We start from the raw sequence: 19035 nt of genomic DNA, 5'->3' as shown, positions 1-19035 counted from the left end.
AAGCGGAATCGAGCCAACTGTTACGAATCCAACTTTAAGGCTTTGTTAACTGGACTATTTTAAGAATCTTGTTCTTTCTTCCATCTAGTACATAATCGATTGAAACACACTGGCCGTTTTTTATGAAATTATCTTTATGTAACTTTCCATGAAAATAAGGGCCGACATCATAATTGCTAAAAGTAAATTCAACATCATCAATACTGAATGACTCAATTAAGGTGCCATGTTTAGGTGTTTGTTTTTCATAGTTGCTAATACAACCTTGAACTTGCTTAAACTGTTTACTTTCAATGATATTACTTACTCCAACTTTATCAGAGTAGTTAAATATTTCACTTAATGTAGCCAACAGACATATAACAGCAAAACCTCTAACCAAGCTTACTCTTTTTATTTTTGTTATATCAGCGGCTACTTGAGATACAGCTGGAAACTTAAGGACCAAAAACAGTAATACAAAAAAAGGGATTAGGCCTAAGAAATGGTCAATACTTGTATTTATTGTTGGTTCAAAATATACACTCAATTTTCACGAGTCCAGTTAACGCCTGCATTTGGGGCCGGAGCACGCAGTGCGGAGGTCCCAGCCCACGAAGTGGGTGAACAACATGAACTTGTTAGGCTTTTTCAAGCGCTGTACCATAATTGATACCCAATAATACCCTTTTCATTGTTTCTTCGAAGCTGCCTACTTTATAGAGCTGCTCGCCAGGGTCAGTAAATATGTAGAAGTTATTTTGATCGTCAACTAGTAGCAGCATATGGTCGTGATGTGCTGAAGCAAAAGCATACAAAGACACATCTAGACTTTGCCAATAGTTATGGAACTCATTTCCGAAATCAAACGCCTCGGTTCTGAACGATATGTCACTCGCGGAAAGCTCTCGCCCTGGGCCGACTTCCCCCACATTGAGGCCACCAAATTCAGCCAGCACGGAAGCTGCATTTTTATGAGCGGCACTAGATGCGCTTAAGGTCTGATTTTGGCCCTCAACTTGGCGACCTTCATGCCACCCTGCATCGACAAATAATTTAGCTATATATTCTTCGGTATCCATAGAGCCTAACGCCCGCCTAACACGCAATGTGTTGGCATGGCTTTTTGCGTTGTTTGCCAAAACCATGACAACTAATCATTGTCGGAGTTAAGGCGTTTGTTATATTGCATTGCAAACGTTTCATAATCTCTTGATTTTAAGTTGGTAATATTAATTAGTACCAAGCGTTGAGAGCCATATGTAACTGCGAAACTTACGGCAACACCAGAATTGATATCTAAAACGATATCTGAACGTTTGAAACCTGTCTGTTCAAAATTACTGATTTTAGAAAGTACCAATGCTACTTCTTTATCTTTAATAGTAAATGTCATTGATGCTTCTGTGACTGGCTCATTATTAGCGTTTTTAGAAGGATAAACTAATACATTCCAGCTCGGGTCATTGCCAGCGGTTAGCCTGTGAATACCGAATTCACTCGCTTGCTCAGGCGTAATTATTTTCTCGGAAATAAATACCATATCCGTAGTAGCAACAGAGCACCACGGTAGAATCAAAAATAATAGAGCCAAAAGTCTAATCATACTTCCCTGCAATATAACGCTTGCCTAACCGGCAAAAAATAGCAGGCTAAAATAAGCGACGAAGGAGCGCAGCCTGCTGTTTTGCGTCCTTTGGTTTAGGCACTTGTTATATTGCCTTGTGCCAAGCTCTTAAGTTCTGTAACTGAACAAGTGCTTGTCGTTTATCGACTAAATACCAGCCATATGATAAGCCTAAAATCATGTTATACTGAGTTTTAACTTCAACATCAGAAGCTGACTTCTTACTTACAGGCTGATAGACAAAAAAGTAATCTTTTCCACCTTCGAAATCATAGTTAAAATCCAAATTCGAAATTTTAATCGGAGCATTAGGGGTGAAAGATACTTTTTTGTTGCCAGGAGTAACACTTACTTTGGCATAACCTGGATAACCAATACACTCTTTATATTTACCATCAATTCCAACAAGTAAACATGAGTTAACCCCGGGCATATCAAATTGGTAAAAGTACAGGTTAGCTTTGTCATTAGACTGACCTGCAGAGTAATTAAATACTGGACCTTTTGGTACTACTTCAGTACTCATGCAGCCTTGTAAAACAAGGGCTAAAAGTGCAATAACTATTCTCAAAGCTAAGGTTTCCTTATGGCAATATAACGCCCTGTTAAGGGGCGGATAAAGCTTGGCTATACTTGTGAGCAAAGCGAAACGAGCCAAGCTTTAGACGTCCCACTTCAACAGTTTGTTATAACTACGTATACCCCAAAACTTTATATCCTGTAGGAGTTTGTGTAATTGGAAACTTAGCAATAACAGAAAGATGCTCAATTAAGCTTGGCACGTTGTAGTTGTCGTCAAACGTAAACTCTAACCACTCAATTTCTTTGTAAATTGATGGTTCAATAAACCAATAATCATCAACGTGCTCTTCAAATTGCTCTGTATGAGAGATCTTTACTTGGTCATCATTAACTAGTTTATAAGTTACTCGATAACTCCGTTCTTCAAATGACGCAACAGCTTTGAGTAATTTAATCCACTTTGTATTACTCATATAAGAGACGGAAAACTTGCGAGCAATTATCGAATCTAATCGCAGATAAGATTTAGCTAACTTTTCTTCCTGAATCTGAATTTTACTCATAGTTTCTAAAGTAGTTATAACGCCTTACTAATGGGCGCATAAATGCTTGGCTAAAATTAGCGACGAAGGAGCACAAGCCAAGCGTTTTGCGTCCTTTTGAGTAACTTGTTATAAAGCACCAACTGTTATTTTGAATAGCAAATACAAATAAAATAATGCAGCAGGGACACAAAATATTAAAGGTAAATAATTACGATAAAGTAATTTATTTGGCAAAAACTCATAAAACACGTACGTAATTGCCCATGTGACAAAGCCTAAAAAGGCCAGCAAATGTATGCCTACTAACAATACAAAACCTGCACCAAAAGCTGAAAACGCTCCTGCATTTCCAGAGTTTTCGTCTATTGGGCCTAGTAAGCCTACTGCAATAAGTATTGTTCCTACGAATGCAACACAGCTAAGTGCCAAAAATGTTAGATATAGAAGCCTGATCATCTGTGCTTTATAACGCCGCAAGAAACGGCGAGTTTACGAGTCCGATTTACTTGCCTTGTTAAGTCGTAATTCGTACTCGGTTAATTTAACTAGGAAATCATCAATAAACGATAACTCCCTCTCTTTGCTTGCCAAGGATTTTGCAAAATTAGCTTCAACTCTAATCTCTTGGCACTGTGCAATTGAGGCTCCGTCCATGCCATATAGAATCCCCGAAGGCCATTCATGCACGCAATGTGACAACCAACTCAAAATACTCTGTAAGAGTAATTTATTGCCTTCTTCTATGTTCGGATCAATTTCGTGGCATTTTCTAAAAAAATCCATTTCAACATTAGATCCAAGCTCTTCAAAGATACCTTTGGTTTGATATACATTCTGAACCAGTTTTCCTAGCCACAATGTTGAATTATAGTCACTGCGCTCAAATCCTTTCTTTAATACAGGGTAAACAAGATCAATGAAGATCTCATACCTAATGCAGCTATGCCTGTTTTTTTCTAGCGTTGGCAAATAACTCCAAACCCAGCTCTTTATTTCATCGTCATTTTCAAATGAATCAACAAACTGCTTGATCGAAGTAGCGGCCTTCTTTTTGAGTCCTAACTCAAGCTCCGATTCAAATTTTTCGAAGTATTCAATATTCATAGAGACTTAACGCCCTGTTAAGGGGCTGATAATGTTTGGCTAAAATGTGTAGCGTAGCGAAACCGAGCCAAACTTTAGCAGTCCCGCGCTTAAACAGCTTGTTATGTTTCAGTGTTTACTTTTCTAACTCTTTATCCCTTTGAACCAATGACTCATATTTGAATAATACATGTAAATAGCAAAACCCAAATACAACTGGAATTACGGCGACTAAAAGCAGAACCAATCGAATTAAAATTTCAACTGATGAAAGTTCAGAAGACTTACCCAAAATAGAAATAACAGCAACAGCCGAAATTACAATCATTAGCCCTTTAGTAAGATCCCAAGCATAGCTCAATTTACTTTTATTGTTTGTTTGAACTTCCAATTTCACTCCGAATTAATTTATGAAACATAACGCCTTAATAAACGGCGAAAAATAGCAGGCTAAACTAAGCGAAGAATGAGCGCAAGCCTGCTGTTTTGCGTCCATTGTTTAATTAATTTGTTAGCTGGCAATTACTCTTGATTGACCTTTGGTTTTAGTAACCTTAACGGTGCTAAGTAAGATAAAACAATAACTACAGCAGCAAACAAAAACCAACTAATTTCTCTCAATGAAAATACAATTTCAGCAGAATTACCAACGAAGAAAGCAAATAAAGCAGCCATAAGAATTTTAGGGTTAGTTGGTTTTACGCCGATTTTTTTTATACCAAAATGAAAAGCAATTGCTGATGGAATAGCTAAAACGACTGCACTTATAAGAACATTAATTATCAACCCCAAATTTACAGGGAGGCTTTTAGCCAAGTTTAAATACGTTAATATTCCTGTGATAAGAAACATTAATGCGCCAAAAATAGTTGATGATTTCTGCATAATTTCTTTTGCCTGCTAACGCTTAGCACAACGGCGGAATAATTTGGCGGGGCTTTTTGCGTTTCTTTGCAAAAACCGCGACAGATTATGGAGTCCGTTGGTGCTTTTGGTTATGTGTTTACTTGATTTCATTGACATAAATTTTGTATTCCTTACCACGATCATCTGTAGCATACATATACTTGCGTTGCCCCGAGGGCCAAATAAACTTTACTGTAGTTAGCTTTTCAAGCTGAACATTATGCGACGATAAATGTTTTTTAAGTGTATCACCCCAATACCCAATAGATTTGTTGATCCTTGGGGTAGCCATTTGAGTCGGTGAAAACTTACTAGTTAGCCAATCAACTTCAATGTCGTAGCCTTTGCTGTGAATTTTGCCAAGTTCATCGATTACGTAATCACTATCGACGTAATTCATTAGGCTCGTAAAACTGTGCCCGAAATTATGAATTGCTGAGTATATATTCTTATACTTCATCGTAGCCTTTTACACATAACGCCGCCAACAGCGGCCGAGCGTAGCGAGGTCCAGCCAGCTTTGCTGGCGATGCTGCTTGGCCTTGTTATACGCTGACATTCGTTTGTATTCCCTTGCTTTTAGCAAAGATTAGAAACTCATATAGAGATTCATTATCAAAAGCCTTTGCGGCAAAATCTAGTTTGAACGGTTTACCTGATAAAGGAATAAAATTCAGCCTAGAGGCCATTTGATCTTGGATAGCCCCATGGCCCGCCGAAAGCTTTTCTGCCATGTTTGCACTTTGGCCAATATTGATTTCTCGTATTGAGCTTACAGGTATCTCAATATCTAGAGATTTCCATCCGGCTTTGCCTTTGACCCTTAATGTATCATTGATAATTGACAGCTGATAAGACGAGAGTGATTTTGTTAACCAATTTATATAGAGATAGCCAGACAACACAAGAAGACCACCACCTATAACCCAGCCAATTTGCCTTGCCAAAGCTTCGTCGATGCTAAATATATTTGTAAGAAGATACATAACTAACAAAACGAAAATCATTCCGTAGAACACAAGAGATACCAATGCAAGAGGAAGCCAGCCAACAAATGACTTTAAGATTTTCTTCTTGCTATTGTTCCTTACTTCCACGACTTCTCCGATTGCGTATAACAGTGTATTAGCGTGAATTCGCGTTAATGTTCTACCCACTAACCCTGAAAAACGCCAATTATCAAATTTAATTACGCCAAATATTAGCATGTTAGATGCTATTTTGTCCTCAAAAAATTAACAATGGGCATAGTTCAAACCGAGAATCTACTTAACCGAGAATGAGCGAACTTGTTTATAAATGCTAAATCTAATAGGAATCATAGATATAAATAACCTGCCTGATCTTTAGACGAACAATTTGCGCAAAAATTAACGGGATCTCTAGTTGCAAAATTTGATGCCTTAAATTATACCTGTACAAAAACACAGTAAATGGATTTACTATGAACAAGTCACCTTTTTTGGAGTCTGTGCGCGTTGAGCTCAGAACTCGTCGCTATAGTTTAAAAACGGAAAAAGCCTATCTGCATTGGATCAAACGGTTTATCTTGTTTAATGACAAGCGTCACCCTGAAGAAATGAGCAACGTTGAGATTGAGCGTTTTCTTAATCATTTGGCTTGTAACAGGCTTGTGAGTGCAGCAACTCAAAACCTCGCGCTATGCGCCATTATATTTTTATACCGCTATATCATAAAACGAGAAATTAAAGGTTTAAATTATTCTTCGAGCCAAGCAGAAAGAGCATTGCCTACCGTACTAACCCATGATGAAGCGACAGAAATAATTAATCATTTGCAAGGCAAATATGCACTCATCGCGAACATGCTATATGGTAGCGGCTTACGTATAAATGAAGCGTTATCCTTGAGAGTGAAAGATTTAGACTTTAACCTAGGTACAATTTTTGTGTTTAGGGGCAAGGGTAAAAAAGATCGCTATACACTACTACCCAAAAGTTTACACCACCTATTACAACAGCAAATCGAAAAGGTAAAACTATTACATAACCGTGATCTAAACGAAAGCTTTGGTATGGCATCTTTGCCACCGTCTCTTATTAGAAAATATAAGCACGCTGTGAAAGACTTTGCTTGGCAATACCTATTTCCTTCTAGTACACGATGCATTCACCCTTACGATAATTATGTTTGTCGACATCATTTACATGAGACCACTTTTCGCAAAGCACTACGTGCAGCCTTACTTAAAACAAATATATGCAAACGAGTCAAAGCACACACTTTCAGGCATTCTTTCGCAACTCAGTTGCTTATGTCTGGTACCGATATACGCACAGTACAAACGTTACTTGGGCATGAAGACATTAAAACCACACAAATTTATACTCACGTGATTGGCGACATATTTGCCTACACAAACAGTCCTATCGACAAATAAAAAAGGCATGTACCAAAAGTACATGCCTTTTCAAATTATAAACTCACGTTTAATTACAAACGAATTCCGCCATCAATCTCAACCACACGACCTGTGAAAAAATCATTCTCGATGATGTACTTCGCAGTGTGGGCAATTTCTTGTGCTTCACCCAAGCGCCCTACTGGTTTCATTTTCAGTAAGCGCTCTTTAGCTTCTGGCTTCATTGCGTCTGTCATTGTAGTGCGGATCACACCCGGTGCAATTGCACCAACACGTATACCAAAACGGCCTAACTCTTTTGCCCAGCTCGTCGTCATAGCGACAACACCTGCTTTCGCAGCTGAGTAATTGGTTTGCCCCATATTTCCAGCACGGGCAACACTAGACATATTGATTATTACGCCACCTTCGCCCGCTTCTACCATTTTGGCAGCCGCCTCGCGACCACACAGGAACACGCCCGTCAGGTTTACATCAATCACAGATTGAAACTGTGACAAAGCCATCTTATCAACAACTTTACCTTCTTTAGCTTTGAGCAATAACCCATCACGTAAAATACCAGCATTGTTAATAAGCACTGCGATATTACCGCAGTCCGCTTGTATTGCATTGAACACTGACTCTACGTCGCTTTCAACACTGACATTAGCTACATAAGTATGCACCTCAGCGCCCAGTGCTTTTAGTTGGGCCTTTGCATTGGCTAATACTTCCTCTTGCATGTCGATCAGAGCCAGTTTGGCACCCGATTTTGCAAGCTCGGTGGCCATTGCAAAGCCTAGGCCTTGCGCCCCACCGGTTATCACTACGGTTTTATTGTTAATATCCATAGGGTTTACTTTTCACTATATAATTTAAAAATTGCACTAAAGTCTTCTGCGCCTTTACCTTGATTTTGCATAAGGTTGTATAGGTTTTTGGCCATCGCCCCCAAGGGCGTTGCTGAATTGGTTTGTTGAGCGGCTTGCTGAGCGAGTCCCAAGTCTTTAGCCATAAGATCAACCATAAAGCCTGGCTTATAGCCATTTGAACTAGGTACGTTCTCTTGTACATTTGGACATGGGTTATACACCTCAAGTGTCCAGTTACGGCCCGAGCTGTTTAACATGATCTCACTAAGTACTTTTGGGTCTAAACCGTGATCAATACCCATTTGCAACGCTTCACTGGTCCCTGCCATAAGTATGCTCAACAGCATATTATTACAGATCTTTGCGACCTGACCGGCACCTATGTTCCCCGCATGGAATATGTTCTTACCCATATCGGTCAAAATACTGCTAGCGCGATTAAAGTCCGCATCTGAACCACCTACAATGAAGGTTAAGGTTCCCGCGGCAGCCCCTGCAACACCACCAGATACTGGTGCATCAACAAAGCTGACACCCGCTTTTGCCAATTCATTACCAACAAATTGCGCTGATTCTGCATCGATCGTGGAGCAATCAATGACCAACGTTGACTTATCTAGGTGATTGATCAAACCATTTTCACCACAATAGATCATACGAACATGTTTGCCTGCCGGTAACATGCTGACCACGAAATCTGCATCTTCACACACTTGCTCTACGCTGGTTGCCGCTTTTGCGCCTTGCGAACTCAGCTCAGCGACTGCGCTTTCACTTAAATCAAATACCGTGACTGAATGACCTGCTCTTACAAGGTTGCTGGCCATTGGCCCACCCATGTTTCCAAGGCCAATAAATCCAATTTTTGCCATGTTATGCTCCTTACATATCCGCTAGTGGATGCGTATCGACCGCCCACTTAGGTGTCAAAAATGCAGCAACAGCTTCTTCGCTTACGTCACTGACCGAGTTAAATTGCCATTTTGGTGTGCCATCTTTGTCAATCAACAAAGCGCGAACGCCCTCTTGAAACTCACCACTTAGCCCCGCTTGCACCGACATACCTAACTCAAACATAAAGCATTCTTTTAGGCTTTTGCCTTGCCCAGCTTTTAATTGCTCACTCACCAGTACGGCACTTAAAGCAGAACCATGTTGCAATGATTTTTGTGCCTTGCTTAACCACTTGTTGTCATCGCTCTGTAACGCCAGAATATAATCAACTTGAGCTTGTAAAGTGTCTAAGGAGCTAAGTTCATTTAATTGATCTTGAATGCCTTTAAGCTCACTTTTTGGTGGCTGTGAAGAGTGCTTGGCTAACTCAAGCAGTGCTTGGGTCAGCTTCTCATGGTTTATCTGAGTGGCTTTTTGCCATTCAATACCCAACAACTCTGCCACTAACTCACCGTATTTATCTGCCTCTACATAATGATCTGCAAGACCTACATACTGAGCATCACTGGCATTGATAGAAGCCCCTGTTAGCCCTAGAAACAAGCCAACACCCGCAGGCATTTTATTTAGGAAGTAGCTTCCACCGACATCAGGGTACAGACCAATGGTGATCTCTGGCATTGCGATACGTGCAGACTCAGTAACCACACGATGACTCGCTCCTGCCATCAAACCTAAGCCACCGCCCATTATGATGCCATTACCCCAAAGCAGAATTGGCTTTTCATAGGTGTGAATTTGATAGTCTAAGCGATATTCTTCGGCGAAAAATGTCTGTAGATAATCATTGCCATCACTTGCAGCCATAGCTTTATATAAACTGACTACATCTCCACCTGCACAAAAAGCTTTTTCGCCTTCCCCTTTGAGCACAACCATCGCGATATTTTCGTCTTTTGACCACGTCTCTAACTGAGGAGCAAGCAGGCGGATCATATCTAAATTAAGAGCATTAAGTGCTTTAGGTACATTCAAAGTGGCAAACGCCACCTGCATACCATTATCACAATTCGCTAGTTCGAAAATAACTGGCGCATCGGCCTGATTGAGTAGCTGTAACTTTGCCATTATCCATTCACCCAGTTTGGTTTACGTTTCTCTAAGAATGCATTCACGCCTTCTTTTTGATCTTGCGTATCAAACAGGGTTACAAACAACTCACGCTCTAGTGGCAATGCACTATTGATAGTACCAGTACGACCTTTTTGAATAAGCGCTTTACAGGCTGTAACAGCTACGGGGCTTTGCTCACCAACTTTTTCAGCCAATGTCAGCGCCGCATTAAGCGCTTCACCCGTTTCAACGACTTCTTCAACCAAACCTATCTGCTGCGCTTTATCAGCTCTTAAACGCTCACCACATAGGATCATGCGCTTAGCCCAGCCTTCACCAACCAGCCAAGAAAGATTCTGCGTACCGCCAGCACAAGGTAATAAGCCCACTTTAGCCTCTGGTAATGCCATCTGAGCCTGCGACTCTGCGATACGAATATCACACGCTAAGGCGACTTCTAAGCCTCCACCCATAGCAAAGCCATTAATGGCCGCAATAGACACACCTCTGAAATCGCTCAGGGTTTCAAACGCTTCACCGAATACACGAGACATATCCGCTGCAATACCCTTATCACCGCTGGCGAATACATTCAGATCAGCCCCAGCCGAAAAGAACTTCTCACCTTCACCGGTGATCACTAACGCATAAATATTTTTATCAGCGTTTAATTCGTTTACAAGTTCTTTTAACCCAACCAACGTATCACGTGTCCAAGTGTTTGCTGGCGGGTTGCTCATGGTGATAATTGCAGTATTACCTTGTTTTTCAAGCTTTAATTGTGCACTCATGATGTTCTCCTTATAAAACGCTTGCTGCGCCTTCGGCTAAAATACGACGTGCGATGATCACACGCATGATCTCGTTCGTACCTTCTAAAATTTGGTGTACGCGTACGTCACGTACATGACGCTCTAATGGATACTCTTTGATATAACCGTAACCGCCATGAATTTGCAGCGCATCATCACAAACTTTGAAACCCACATCTGTAGCAAAGCGTTTTGCCATAGCGCAATAAGTGGTTTTTTCACTATCGTTAGTGTCTAGTTTGAATGCAGCTAAACGCACCATTTGTCGGGCAGCAACAAGCTCGGTATTCATATCAGCAATTTTGAACTGTAATGCTTGGAACGCAGCCAGAGGCTTACCGAATTGTTCGCGCTCTTGCATATACTGTTTAGCAGTATTAAGTGCTTGTTGCGCTGTACCGATAGAGCAAGTCGCAATGTTGATACGGCCACCGTCTAAACCCTGCATTGCAAACTTAAAGCCTTCGCCTTCACTACCGAGTAAATGGTCGGCCGGAATACGAACATTTTCCAGCGTTACCAAGCGTGTTGGCTGGGCGTTCCAGCCCATTTTTTCCTCAGCTTTACCATAAACGACACCCTCAGCATTAGCAGGAACAACAAACGCTGAAATTCCTTTAGGACCCGCTTCTCCGGTACGAGCCATAACCACTAAAACATCGGTTTCACCGGCACCCGAGATAAACATTTTAGAGCCGTTTAGCACGTACTCATCACCTTCTTTAACCGCTTTAGTCTTCAGTGACGCCGCATCTGAGCCCGAACCCGGCTCAGTTAAACAGTACGATGCTAGCAGTTCGCCCATTACTAATTGATCGATGTAAGTTTCTTTTACTGAATCAGTGCCAAAACTTGCTATCATCCAAGTGGCCATATTATGAATCGTCAACATCGCAGTGGTTGCTGTACAACCCATTGAAAGCTGCTCAAAAATAATGCTTGAATCTAAACGCGATAAGCCCAAACCACCGGCTTCTTCTGGTGTATATAAACCACAAAAGCCCAGTTCGCCCGCCTTTTTAATCACGTCTTTTGGAAAAATATGTTCACGGTCCCAAAGTGCTGCATTCGGAGCGAGTTCGCTCATAGCAAATTGATACGCGGTTTCAGCAAATGCCTGTTGATCTTCGGTTAGATTAAAGTCCATAAAGACCTCTTGTTGTGTTGATGACTAAGCCAGAGAGACTCTGGCTTAGTTAATAATTGTTCTAATAATTTTTTGAAACGCTGAATTACTTCAGGTCAATACTCATGTTTGGACCTGAAGCGATATCATCTTCAAACCAACGTGAGGTAATGGTTTTGGTCTCAGTGTAAAAACGTACGCCTTGTTTGCCGTAAGTGTGCTGATCGCCATAGAACGACCCTTTCCAGCCTGTAAATGAGAAGAAAGGTAGTGGCACAGGAATTGGCACGTTGATACCAACCTGACCCACTTCAATTTCATGTTGGAACTTACGTGCTGCTGCACCACTTGACGTAAACAGTGATGTACCGTTTCCATATGGGCTTGCATTGATAAGTGCAATCGCTTCGTCCAACGTGTCAACAAACATACATGCCAGTACAGGACCAAAAATCTCTTCTTTGTATAGGTCCATTTCAGTGGTCACGTCTGTGAATAAGGTTGGACCGACCCAGTTACCTTGCTCATAGCCTTTAACAGTGAAATCAGAACCATCCAATAAGCAGGTAGCACCTTGCTCTTTTGCACTGGCGATCAGTGACAAAATGCGGGCTTTAGCCTGAGGCGTTGTCTGCGGACCATAAGCAGCTTCAGGATCATCCCAAACACCTGGACGCACTTTTGACAATGCTTCTTTTAAGTCGTCAACCCATTCTTTGGCTTGGCCAACAAAGACCGCAACGGAAATACCCATGCAGCGCTGACCAGCAGCTCCTACAGATGAACCTACTAAGTTATTGATTAGTTGTTCTTTCTTAGAGTCTGGCATGATAACCATGTGGTTTTTTGCGCCAACACAAGCTTGTACGCGCTTAAGGTGCTGCGTCCCTTTTGAGTAAATATATTGACCCACGCCGCAAGAACCAACAAACGAAATTGCACGAATTTCAGGCGCTTCTAAAATGTGATCAACTTGCTCTTTGGTGCCATGTACAACCTGTAGTACACCTTTAGGCGCGCCTGCTTCTTCGAACAGTTCAACTAAACGCATTGGCGTTAGTGGGTCTTGCTCTGACGGCTTCAATATAAAAGTATTACCGCATACAATCGCCATTGGAAACATCCAAAGTGGGATCATTGCAGGGAAGTTGAATGGTGTAATACCCGCACATACACCTAATGGCTGCATGTATGAGTAAGTATCGATTTTGCGCGCTACATTTTCGACTGTTTCACCCATCATCATTGATGGCGCATTGGCTGCTTGTTCAACAACTTCAATACCACGCCACACGTCACCCTTAGCATCTTCGAAAGTTTTTCCTAACTCATGACAGATGATGGTGGCCAGCTCATCGTGATGCTCTTTTAGTAACGCTGCATAACGCATCATGATGCGAGAACGCTCTGTTACAGGCACTTCTTTCCAAGTTTTAAATGTTTCTTTCGCAGAATCAATTGCTGCGCGCATTTCTTGCTCTGTCGCACAAGGTACTTTAGCCAGTACTTCTTGTGTTGCAGGGTTTACAACATCAATCCATTTATCGGTTGATGACTGTGTGAATTCGCCGTTGATGTATAAAGGTACTTGGTGCATTGTGCACTCCTCCCCAGATTATTTGTCTTGGCACCAAAGGCTGTAATAATTATTTTGCCTGATAGTTTGGTGCCCTAAGAATGTATGATTAGACTTCTACCGCCAGTGCTACCGCTTCACCACCACCAATACACAGTGATGCAATGCCTTTTGACAGGCCGCGGTTGCGAAGTGCGTGAATGAGTGTCACAAGAATACGAGCGCCACTGGCACCAATTGGATGGCCCAGTGCACATGCACCGCCATTGACGTTCACTTTAGCGCTATCTAAGCCCATTTCGTTGATGGCAAGCATAGTTACCATGGCAAACGCTTCGTTGATTTCCCAAAGATCAACCTCGTCTTTGCTCCAACCAGCACGTTCAAGTAACTTATTCATCGCGCCAACAGGTGCTAAAGTAAATTCGGCTGGAAGCTGTGAGTGAGTCGTGTGAGCAACTATCTTGCACAATGGTGTTAGACCATGGCGTTTTGCTTCGGTTTCACTCATTAAGATTAGCGCCGCAGCACCGTCTGAAATTGATGACGAATTAGCAGCCGTTACCGTGCCGTCTTTTTTGAACGCAGGGCGAAGGCTTGGGATTTTTTCTGGACGTGCGTTGCCTGGTTGCTCGTCAATAGTGACTTCTACATCGCCCTTGCGAGTGCTCAGCGTAACTGGCGCTATTTCGCCACTAAAGCTACCATTTTCGATAGCTGCGTTTGCTTTGCTAAGTGAGCCAAGTGCAAAATCATCCATTTGCTCGCGAGTGATGCCGTATTCGTCGGCTGTGCCTTGTGCAAAACAACCCATTGCTTTGTTATCGTATGCGTCTTCTAGACCATCAGCCATCATGTGATCTTTGATCTCACCATGACCCATACGCATTCCGCCACGCGCTTTTGGAATAAAATAAGGCGAGTTAGTCATGCTTTCCATACCGCCAGCAATCGCTGAATTAATGCTGCCAGCTTTTATTAAATCATGTGCTAGCATGGCTGCTTTCAAACCTGAACCACATACTTTATTGATTGTGGTTGCGCCGGTTGAGCGAGCAAGTCCCGCATGCAACATAGCCTGACGCGCTGGTGCTTGACCTAGACCCGCTGGCAATACACAGCCCATGATAACTTCATCAATCGATGCGTCACTCAGACCAGTGTCGGCCATCACACTTTTAATCGCGGTTGCGCCTAAATCCGTTGCACTGGCGCCAGATAAAGCGCCCATGAAGCCACCCATTGGGGTACGTTTTGCGGCTACGATGACTACTGCATCATTACTCATTTTAAACTCCTATTCACAGATGCCGTTATATGTGGCACCCTGCTTAAACGATTCATCATTAATTTGAGCATACATAATATTTACGTTTACGCCAACGTAAATCTAAAATCAAGCAAAGTGCGTTGACTGGATCTGTAAACATAAGTTGCACACTTAGCTTTCCAAAGCACGCATTTACTCGGTTCCGTGTCTATTTTTTGTCATATTCCGAACATTCCCTCTTGATAGCACTAAAGTAGTATTTTTACACATTACTTTACCTTTACGTAAACTTCACTTATATTGGTCAAATAAGTATTGAAGTCAATGTGTACATAACCATGCAAGATAACCATAACGAAGAAACCTATTCGATCAGTGAATTAGCGAAGGAATTCGATATTACCACGCGAAGTATCCGCTTTTATGAAGATCAGGGCTTGCTATCTCCCGAACGTCATGGACAAACCCGTGTGTATTCAAAGCGCGATAGAGTTCGCTTAAAACTTATATTACGCGGTAAACGTCTCGGGTTTACATTGGCTGAAACTGGCCGTTTGTTTGAATTGTATGATGCTGACAAATCAAGTGCGAAACAGCTCTCGACGATGTTGCAACTTATCGAAGAGAAAAAAGCAGATTTAAGTCAGCAAATGGATGACATCAAAGTGGTGTTGATGGAGTTGGTAACAGCCGAACGCCGTTGTCGCGACACTTTAAAGAATTTAGAAGAATAATCTCTCACAGGATAAATAGTATGAGTACCGTATCTTTATATAAAGAAATGAATTTTGGACTAGGCGAAACCGCCGATATGATCCGTGATCACGTAAATAGTTTCGCAAGCGCCGAAATCGCGCCATTGGCCGAGAAAACAGATTTGGAAAACAGTTTCCCTAACCAGTTGTGGCCACAATTTGGCGATATGGGTTTATTAGGTATCACTGTACCTGAAGAATTTGGTGGCGCTGGCATGGGCTACCTTGAGCACGTCGTAGCTATGGAAGAGATCAGTCGTGCCAGTGCGTCAATTGGTCTAAGTTATGGTGCACATTCAAACCTGTGCGTAAACCAAATCAACCGTAACGGTAACGATGCCCAAAAGCGTAAATATTTGCCTAAGCTTATCAGTGGAGAGCACATCGGTGCGCTCGCAATGAGTGAACCAAATGCGGGCTCTGACGTGGTATCAATGAAGCTCAAAGCTGAGAAAAAAGGCGATAAGTACGTTCTAAATGGCAACAAGATGTGGATCACCAATGGTCCTGACGCTGACGTTTTAGTTATCTACGCGAAAACAGACCTAAACGCAGGCTCAAAAGGGATCACTGCATTTTTAGTAGAAAAAGACTTTCCCGGTTTCTCTACCGCACAAAAACTAGACAAACTTGGTATGCGCGGGTCAAACACTTGTGAGTTAGTGTTTGAGGACTGTGAAGTACCAGAAGAAAATATTCTAGGTGAGCTAAATGAAGGCGTAAAAGTACTCATGAGTGGTCTGGACTATGAACGTGTCGTACTTGCTGCCGGCCCACTGGGTATCATGCAAGCATGTATGGATATCGTCGTGCCTTATATCCATGAGCGTAAGCAGTTCAATAAATCAATCGGCGAATTCCAATTGATTCAGGGCAAAGTGGCTGACATGTACACACAAATGAACGCAGCTCGTTCATATGTCTACACAGTAGCTAAAGCATGTGACCGTGGTGAAACGACACGTAAAGATGCTGCTGGTGCCATCCTTTATGCCGCAGAGTTGGCAACTAAAATGGCGCTTGATGCCATTCAAATCTTAGGCGGTAATGGCTACATCAACGAATATGCAACGGGCCGCTTACTGCGCGATGCAAAACTATATGAAATTGGCGCAGGTACGTCAGAAATTCGCCGTATGCTAATTGGACGAGAGCTTTTCACAGAAAGCCGCTAAGGAATACCAAATGACTGTACTTAACTCTTCGGTTAACCCTCACGACAGTCAGTTTAAAGCAAACAGCGAAGCGATGGCTTCGCTGGTTGCTGATTTAAACGACAAAGTCGCTACATTATCTCAAGGTGGTGGTGAAGAACTCATCGCCCGTCATCAAAGTCGCGGTAAACTCTTCGTTCGCGATAGAATCAACGCCCTACTTGATGAAGGCTCACCGTTTTTGGAAATCTCCCAATTTGCTGCGTTTGGCGTGTATGAACAGGACATCCCCTGCGCTGGTGTAGTCGCAGGTATTGGTCGTGTGCAAGGTGTGGAATGTATGATCGTTGGTAACGATGCCACGGTCAAAGGCGGAACGTATTTTCCATTAACTGTGAAAAAACACTTACGCGCCCAAGAAATCGCAGAACGTTGTCATCTACCCTGTATTTATTTGGTTGATTCAGGTGGTGCTAACTTACCTGAACAAGATGAAGTTTTCCCCGACAAGCTACATTTTGGCCGTATTTTTTACAACCAAGCTCGTATGTCTGCCAAAGGGATCCCACAAATTGCGGTAGTTATGGGGTTATGTACCGCTGGTGGCGCTTATGTTCCGGCCATGGCGGATGAGAGTATCATCGTAAAAGAGCAAGGTACTATTTTCTTGGCAGGTCCACCGCTTGTTAAAGCTGCGACAGGTGAAGAGGTTAGCGCCGAAGATTTAGGCGGTGCAGATGTACACTGTAAAGTCTCAGGTGTTGCGGACCATTATGCCGAAAATGATGAACACGCATTGTCTATTGCTCGTCAATGTATCGCGCGCATCAATCACCAACGTCCGACGCGCCCTATTTTAAAAGATGTTAAACCACCTCGCTATGATATTCGTGAAGTCTACGGCATTGTCGGCACAGATTTGAAAAAGCCGTTTGATGTACGTGAAGTTATTGCTCGTATCGTAGATGATTCTCAATTTGATGAATTTAAACGCTACTTTGGCGAAACTCTGGTTACCGGCTTTGCCGAAATCTATGGTCACCCAGTTGGAATAGTCGCAAACAATGGCATTTTATTCTCTGAGTCAGCGCAAAAAGGTGCCCACTTTATTCAACTGTGCGCTCAACGTGATATTCCCCTACTCTTTTTGCAAAACATTACCGGCTTTATGGTTGGCCAAAAATACGAAGCGGAAGGTATCGCCAAGCACGGTGCAAAAATGGTAACCGCTGTCTCTTGTGCCGATGTGCCTAAGTTTACTGTGCTCATCGGTGGCTCTTATGGTGCGGGTAACTACGGCATGTGTGGTAGAGCTTATGAACCGACGATGATGTGGATGTGGCCAAATGCCCGTATTTCCGTAATGGGTGGTGAGCAAGCCGCAGGTGTATTGACTCAGGTACGTCAGGATGGTCTTGCACGTAAAGGCCAAAGCATGAGTGACGAAGAAGTTGCTCAGTTCAAAAAGCCAATCGTTGAGCAATATGAAAAACAAGGCCACCCGTACTATGCCAGCGCTCGTTTATGGGACGACGGCATCATTGACCCAGCTGACACTCGTACTGTATTGGGCCTTGCGCTTGAAGCGGCCGCCAATGCACCACATAAAGAGTCAAAGTTTGGCATCTTTAGAATGTAACAGGAGCAGACTATGTCGGTCACTTTAACTATAACAAAAACAAAAGTGGCGATTTTAGAGTTAAGTCGCCCCGAAAAACATAATGCCTTTGACGATGTCGTTATCGCTGAGCTGATCCAATGTATTGAGCATGCTAATAGCCTAGATATCAGAGCATTAGTGCTTAAGACTCAAGGCAAACACTTTTCAGCAGGTGCCGATCTTGGCTGGATGAAATCCATGGCGGACAACAACTACGAAGAAAATGTTGCTGATTCGGCTCAATTGGCCAAGCTCATGTCCGTTTTAGCGACATCTCCTCACCCTACGGTTTGCTTAGTTCAAGGAGCAGCTTTTGGCGGCGCATTGGGACTGATCGCCTGTTGTGACATCGCCATTGCCAGCCCAGATGCCAAGTTCTGCTTGAGCGAAGTTAAACTCGGCTTGATCCCAGCAGTGATCAGTCCCTATGTGATCAAAGCGATTGGTGAGCGTCAAGCTCGTCGCTATTTCTTGACCGCTGAAGTGTTTAAAGCTGAACAAGCACTGGCTTTGGGGTTAATTCATGAAATAAGTGACGACTTAGGCAAAAGCGAGCAACACTTTATCGATACGCTACTGAACAATGGCCCAGCCGCCGTGAAATCAGCTAAAGCTTTGATAGATGAAGTAGCAAATAAAACAATTGATGAACAATTGATTGCTCACACCGCAAAACGCATCGCCGAAATTCGTGTAAGCCCAGAGGGGCAAGAAGGGCTAAGTGCCTTTTTTGACAAGCGTGCGCCAAGTTGGCAAAACGCGGCTAAACAGTAAAG

Annotated in this window: 23 protein-coding genes; 5 read left to right on the top strand and 18 right to left on the bottom strand. The window is 42.6% G+C overall.

The window, feature by feature from the left end; all coding sequences use genetic code 11:
- Positions 1 to 34: 34 nt before the first annotated feature.
- From C2M32_RS09240 to C2M32_RS09190, 11 genes are all read right to left on the bottom strand, one after another.
- Complete coding sequence (locus C2M32_RS09240; RefSeq protein WP_105168158.1) at positions 35 to 529, bottom strand: hypothetical protein; 495 nt, start codon at positions 527 to 529, stop codon at positions 35 to 37.
- 91 nt (positions 530 to 620) lie between these two features.
- Positions 621 to 1121: an SUKH-3 domain-containing protein gene (locus tag C2M32_RS09235; protein ID WP_234401269.1), complete on the bottom strand. Its 501-nt coding sequence runs from the start codon at positions 1119 to 1121 to the stop codon at positions 621 to 623.
- A gap of 11 nt (positions 1122 to 1132) precedes the next feature.
- Entirely contained in the window at positions 1133 to 1585 is a 453-nt protein-coding gene (locus C2M32_RS09230; protein WP_105168156.1) for a hypothetical protein, read from the bottom strand.
- A 106-nt stretch (positions 1586 to 1691) separates the two neighbouring features.
- Entirely contained in the window at positions 1692 to 2177 is a 486-nt protein-coding gene (locus tag C2M32_RS09225; RefSeq protein WP_105168155.1) for a hypothetical protein, read from the bottom strand.
- 121 nt (positions 2178 to 2298) lie between these two features.
- Positions 2299 to 2691: a DUF6678 family protein gene (locus C2M32_RS09220; RefSeq protein WP_105168154.1), complete on the bottom strand. Its 393-nt coding sequence runs from the start codon at positions 2689 to 2691 to the stop codon at positions 2299 to 2301.
- 108 nt (positions 2692 to 2799) lie between these two features.
- A complete protein-coding gene (locus C2M32_RS09215; protein WP_105168153.1) occupies positions 2800 to 3129 on the bottom strand; it encodes a hypothetical protein in 330 nt (109 codons plus the stop codon).
- Positions 3130 to 3162: 33 nt separating this feature from the next.
- Complete coding sequence (locus C2M32_RS09210) at positions 3163 to 3777, bottom strand: hypothetical protein (protein ID WP_105168152.1); 615 nt, start codon at positions 3775 to 3777, stop codon at positions 3163 to 3165.
- 115 nt (positions 3778 to 3892) lie between these two features.
- On the bottom strand, positions 3893 to 4147 hold the full coding sequence (locus C2M32_RS09205) for a hypothetical protein (protein ID WP_158678186.1): 255 nt from the start codon (positions 4145 to 4147) through the stop codon (positions 3893 to 3895).
- A gap of 131 nt (positions 4148 to 4278) precedes the next feature.
- The gene (locus C2M32_RS09200) at positions 4279 to 4641 is read right to left on the bottom strand and encodes a hypothetical protein (protein ID WP_158678185.1); all 363 of its coding nucleotides are present in this window, start codon (positions 4639 to 4641) and stop codon (positions 4279 to 4281) included.
- Between the two features lie 118 nt (positions 4642 to 4759).
- On the bottom strand, positions 4760 to 5062 hold the full coding sequence (locus tag C2M32_RS09195; RefSeq protein ID WP_234401268.1) for a hypothetical protein: 303 nt from the start codon (positions 5060 to 5062) through the stop codon (positions 4760 to 4762).
- Between the two features lie 145 nt (positions 5063 to 5207).
- Entirely contained in the window at positions 5208 to 5870 is a 663-nt protein-coding gene (locus tag C2M32_RS09190) for a hypothetical protein (protein WP_105168148.1), read from the bottom strand.
- A 236-nt stretch (positions 5871 to 6106) separates the two neighbouring features.
- On the opposite strand from C2M32_RS09190, the gene C2M32_RS09185 reads away from it, so the two are divergent.
- Positions 6107 to 7063: an integron integrase gene (locus C2M32_RS09185; protein WP_105168147.1), complete on the top strand. Its 957-nt coding sequence runs from the start codon at positions 6107 to 6109 to the stop codon at positions 7061 to 7063.
- A 53-nt stretch (positions 7064 to 7116) separates the two neighbouring features.
- Here C2M32_RS09185 and C2M32_RS09180 read toward each other — a convergent pair whose 3' ends face one another.
- The 7 genes from C2M32_RS09180 to C2M32_RS09150 all read right to left on the bottom strand — a co-directional run bounded on the left by C2M32_RS09180 (position 7117) and on the right by C2M32_RS09150 (position 14708).
- The gene (locus C2M32_RS09180; RefSeq protein ID WP_105168146.1) at positions 7117 to 7878 is read right to left on the bottom strand and encodes an SDR family oxidoreductase; all 762 of its coding nucleotides are present in this window, start codon (positions 7876 to 7878) and stop codon (positions 7117 to 7119) included.
- 5 nt (positions 7879 to 7883) lie between these two features.
- Positions 7884 to 8771 (bottom strand): 3-hydroxyisobutyrate dehydrogenase, encoded by an 888-nt coding sequence (gene mmsB / locus C2M32_RS09175; RefSeq protein WP_105168145.1) that lies wholly within the window; start codon positions 8769 to 8771, stop codon positions 7884 to 7886.
- 10 nt (positions 8772 to 8781) lie between these two features.
- Entirely contained in the window at positions 8782 to 9921 is a 1140-nt protein-coding gene (locus C2M32_RS09170; protein ID WP_105168144.1) for an enoyl-CoA hydratase/isomerase family protein, read from the bottom strand.
- Complete coding sequence (locus C2M32_RS09165; RefSeq protein WP_105168143.1) at positions 9921 to 10697, bottom strand: enoyl-CoA hydratase; 777 nt, start codon at positions 10695 to 10697, stop codon at positions 9921 to 9923. The genes C2M32_RS09170 and C2M32_RS09165 overlap by 1 nt, the downstream gene beginning before the upstream one ends.
- 10 nt (positions 10698 to 10707) lie before the next feature.
- The gene (locus C2M32_RS09160; RefSeq protein ID WP_105168142.1) at positions 10708 to 11865 is read right to left on the bottom strand and encodes an acyl-CoA dehydrogenase family protein; all 1158 of its coding nucleotides are present in this window, start codon (positions 11863 to 11865) and stop codon (positions 10708 to 10710) included.
- 85 nt (positions 11866 to 11950) lie between these two features.
- On the bottom strand, positions 11951 to 13441 hold the full coding sequence (locus tag C2M32_RS09155; protein ID WP_105168141.1) for a CoA-acylating methylmalonate-semialdehyde dehydrogenase: 1491 nt from the start codon (positions 13439 to 13441) through the stop codon (positions 11951 to 11953).
- An 88-nt stretch (positions 13442 to 13529) separates the two neighbouring features.
- Positions 13530 to 14708, bottom strand: a complete 1179-nt coding sequence (locus C2M32_RS09150) for a thiolase family protein (protein ID WP_105168140.1) — start codon at positions 14706 to 14708, stop codon at positions 13530 to 13532.
- Positions 14709 to 15028: 320 nt separating this feature from the next.
- On the opposite strand from C2M32_RS09150, the gene C2M32_RS09145 reads away from it, so the two are divergent.
- From C2M32_RS09145 to C2M32_RS09130, 4 genes are read left to right on the top strand one after another with little or no spacing between them, the layout of a single operon-like run.
- Complete coding sequence (locus tag C2M32_RS09145; RefSeq protein WP_070986986.1) at positions 15029 to 15424, top strand: MerR family transcriptional regulator; 396 nt, start codon at positions 15029 to 15031, stop codon at positions 15422 to 15424.
- A gap of 20 nt (positions 15425 to 15444) precedes the next feature.
- Positions 15445 to 16620, top strand: a complete 1176-nt coding sequence (locus C2M32_RS09140) for an isovaleryl-CoA dehydrogenase (RefSeq protein WP_105168139.1) — start codon at positions 15445 to 15447, stop codon at positions 16618 to 16620.
- A 10-nt stretch (positions 16621 to 16630) separates the two neighbouring features.
- A complete protein-coding gene (locus tag C2M32_RS09135) occupies positions 16631 to 18238 on the top strand; it encodes a carboxyl transferase domain-containing protein (RefSeq protein ID WP_105168138.1) in 1608 nt (535 codons plus the stop codon).
- Between the two features lie 12 nt (positions 18239 to 18250).
- Entirely contained in the window at positions 18251 to 19033 is a 783-nt protein-coding gene (locus C2M32_RS09130) for an enoyl-CoA hydratase-related protein (RefSeq protein ID WP_105168137.1), read from the top strand.
- Positions 19034 to 19035 lie beyond the last annotated feature (2 nt).

Source organism: Pseudoalteromonas sp. T1lg23B (assembly GCF_002964665.1).
Lineage (GTDB): Bacteria > Pseudomonadota > Gammaproteobacteria > Enterobacterales > Alteromonadaceae > Pseudoalteromonas.
The sequence above is the reverse complement of the archived record's forward strand: the minus strand, read 5'-3'. Positions and strand labels throughout refer to the sequence as shown.

Bases quoted from the DNA above. Each gene is read 5' to 3' on its own strand.
- C2M32_RS09230 (WP_105168156.1), bottom strand. From the start codon at position 1,585: ATGATTAGACTTTTGGCTCTATTATTTTTGATTCTACCGTGGTGCTCT.
- C2M32_RS09220 (WP_105168154.1), bottom strand. From the start codon at position 2,691: ATGAGTAAAATTCAGATTCAGGAAGAAAAGTTAGCTAAATCTTATCTG.
- C2M32_RS09215 (WP_105168153.1), bottom strand. From the start codon at position 3,129: ATGATCAGGCTTCTATATCTAACATTTTTGGCACTTAGCTGTGTTGCA.
- C2M32_RS09210 (WP_105168152.1), bottom strand. From the start codon at position 3,777: ATGAATATTGAATACTTCGAAAAATTTGAATCGGAGCTTGAGTTAGGA.
- C2M32_RS09200 (WP_158678185.1), bottom strand. From the start codon at position 4,641: ATGCAGAAATCATCAACTATTTTTGGCGCATTAATGTTTCTTATCACA.
- C2M32_RS09195 (WP_234401268.1), bottom strand. From the start codon at position 5,062: ATGAATTACGTCGATAGTGATTACGTAATCGATGAACTTGGCAAAATT.
- C2M32_RS09190 (WP_105168148.1), bottom strand. From the start codon at position 5,870: ATGCTAATATTTGGCGTAATTAAATTTGATAATTGGCGTTTTTCAGGG.
- C2M32_RS09185 (WP_105168147.1), top strand. From the start codon at position 6,107: ATGAACAAGTCACCTTTTTTGGAGTCTGTGCGCGTTGAGCTCAGAACT.
- C2M32_RS09180 (WP_105168146.1), bottom strand. From the start codon at position 7,878: ATGGATATTAACAATAAAACCGTAGTGATAACCGGTGGGGCGCAAGGC.
- mmsB (WP_105168145.1), bottom strand. From the start codon at position 8,771: ATGGCAAAAATTGGATTTATTGGCCTTGGAAACATGGGTGGGCCAATG.
- C2M32_RS09170 (WP_105168144.1), bottom strand. From the start codon at position 9,921: ATGGCAAAGTTACAGCTACTCAATCAGGCCGATGCGCCAGTTATTTTC.
- C2M32_RS09165 (WP_105168143.1), bottom strand. From the start codon at position 10,697: ATGAGTGCACAATTAAAGCTTGAAAAACAAGGTAATACTGCAATTATC.
- C2M32_RS09160 (WP_105168142.1), bottom strand. From the start codon at position 11,865: ATGGACTTTAATCTAACCGAAGATCAACAGGCATTTGCTGAAACCGCG.
- C2M32_RS09155 (WP_105168141.1), bottom strand. From the start codon at position 13,441: ATGCACCAAGTACCTTTATACATCAACGGCGAATTCACACAGTCATCA.
- C2M32_RS09150 (WP_105168140.1), bottom strand. From the start codon at position 14,708: ATGAGTAATGATGCAGTAGTCATCGTAGCCGCAAAACGTACCCCAATG.
- C2M32_RS09145 (WP_070986986.1), top strand. From the start codon at position 15,029: ATGCAAGATAACCATAACGAAGAAACCTATTCGATCAGTGAATTAGCG.
- C2M32_RS09140 (WP_105168139.1), top strand. From the start codon at position 15,445: ATGAGTACCGTATCTTTATATAAAGAAATGAATTTTGGACTAGGCGAA.
- C2M32_RS09135 (WP_105168138.1), top strand. From the start codon at position 16,631: ATGACTGTACTTAACTCTTCGGTTAACCCTCACGACAGTCAGTTTAAA.
- C2M32_RS09130 (WP_105168137.1), top strand. From the start codon at position 18,251: ATGTCGGTCACTTTAACTATAACAAAAACAAAAGTGGCGATTTTAGAG.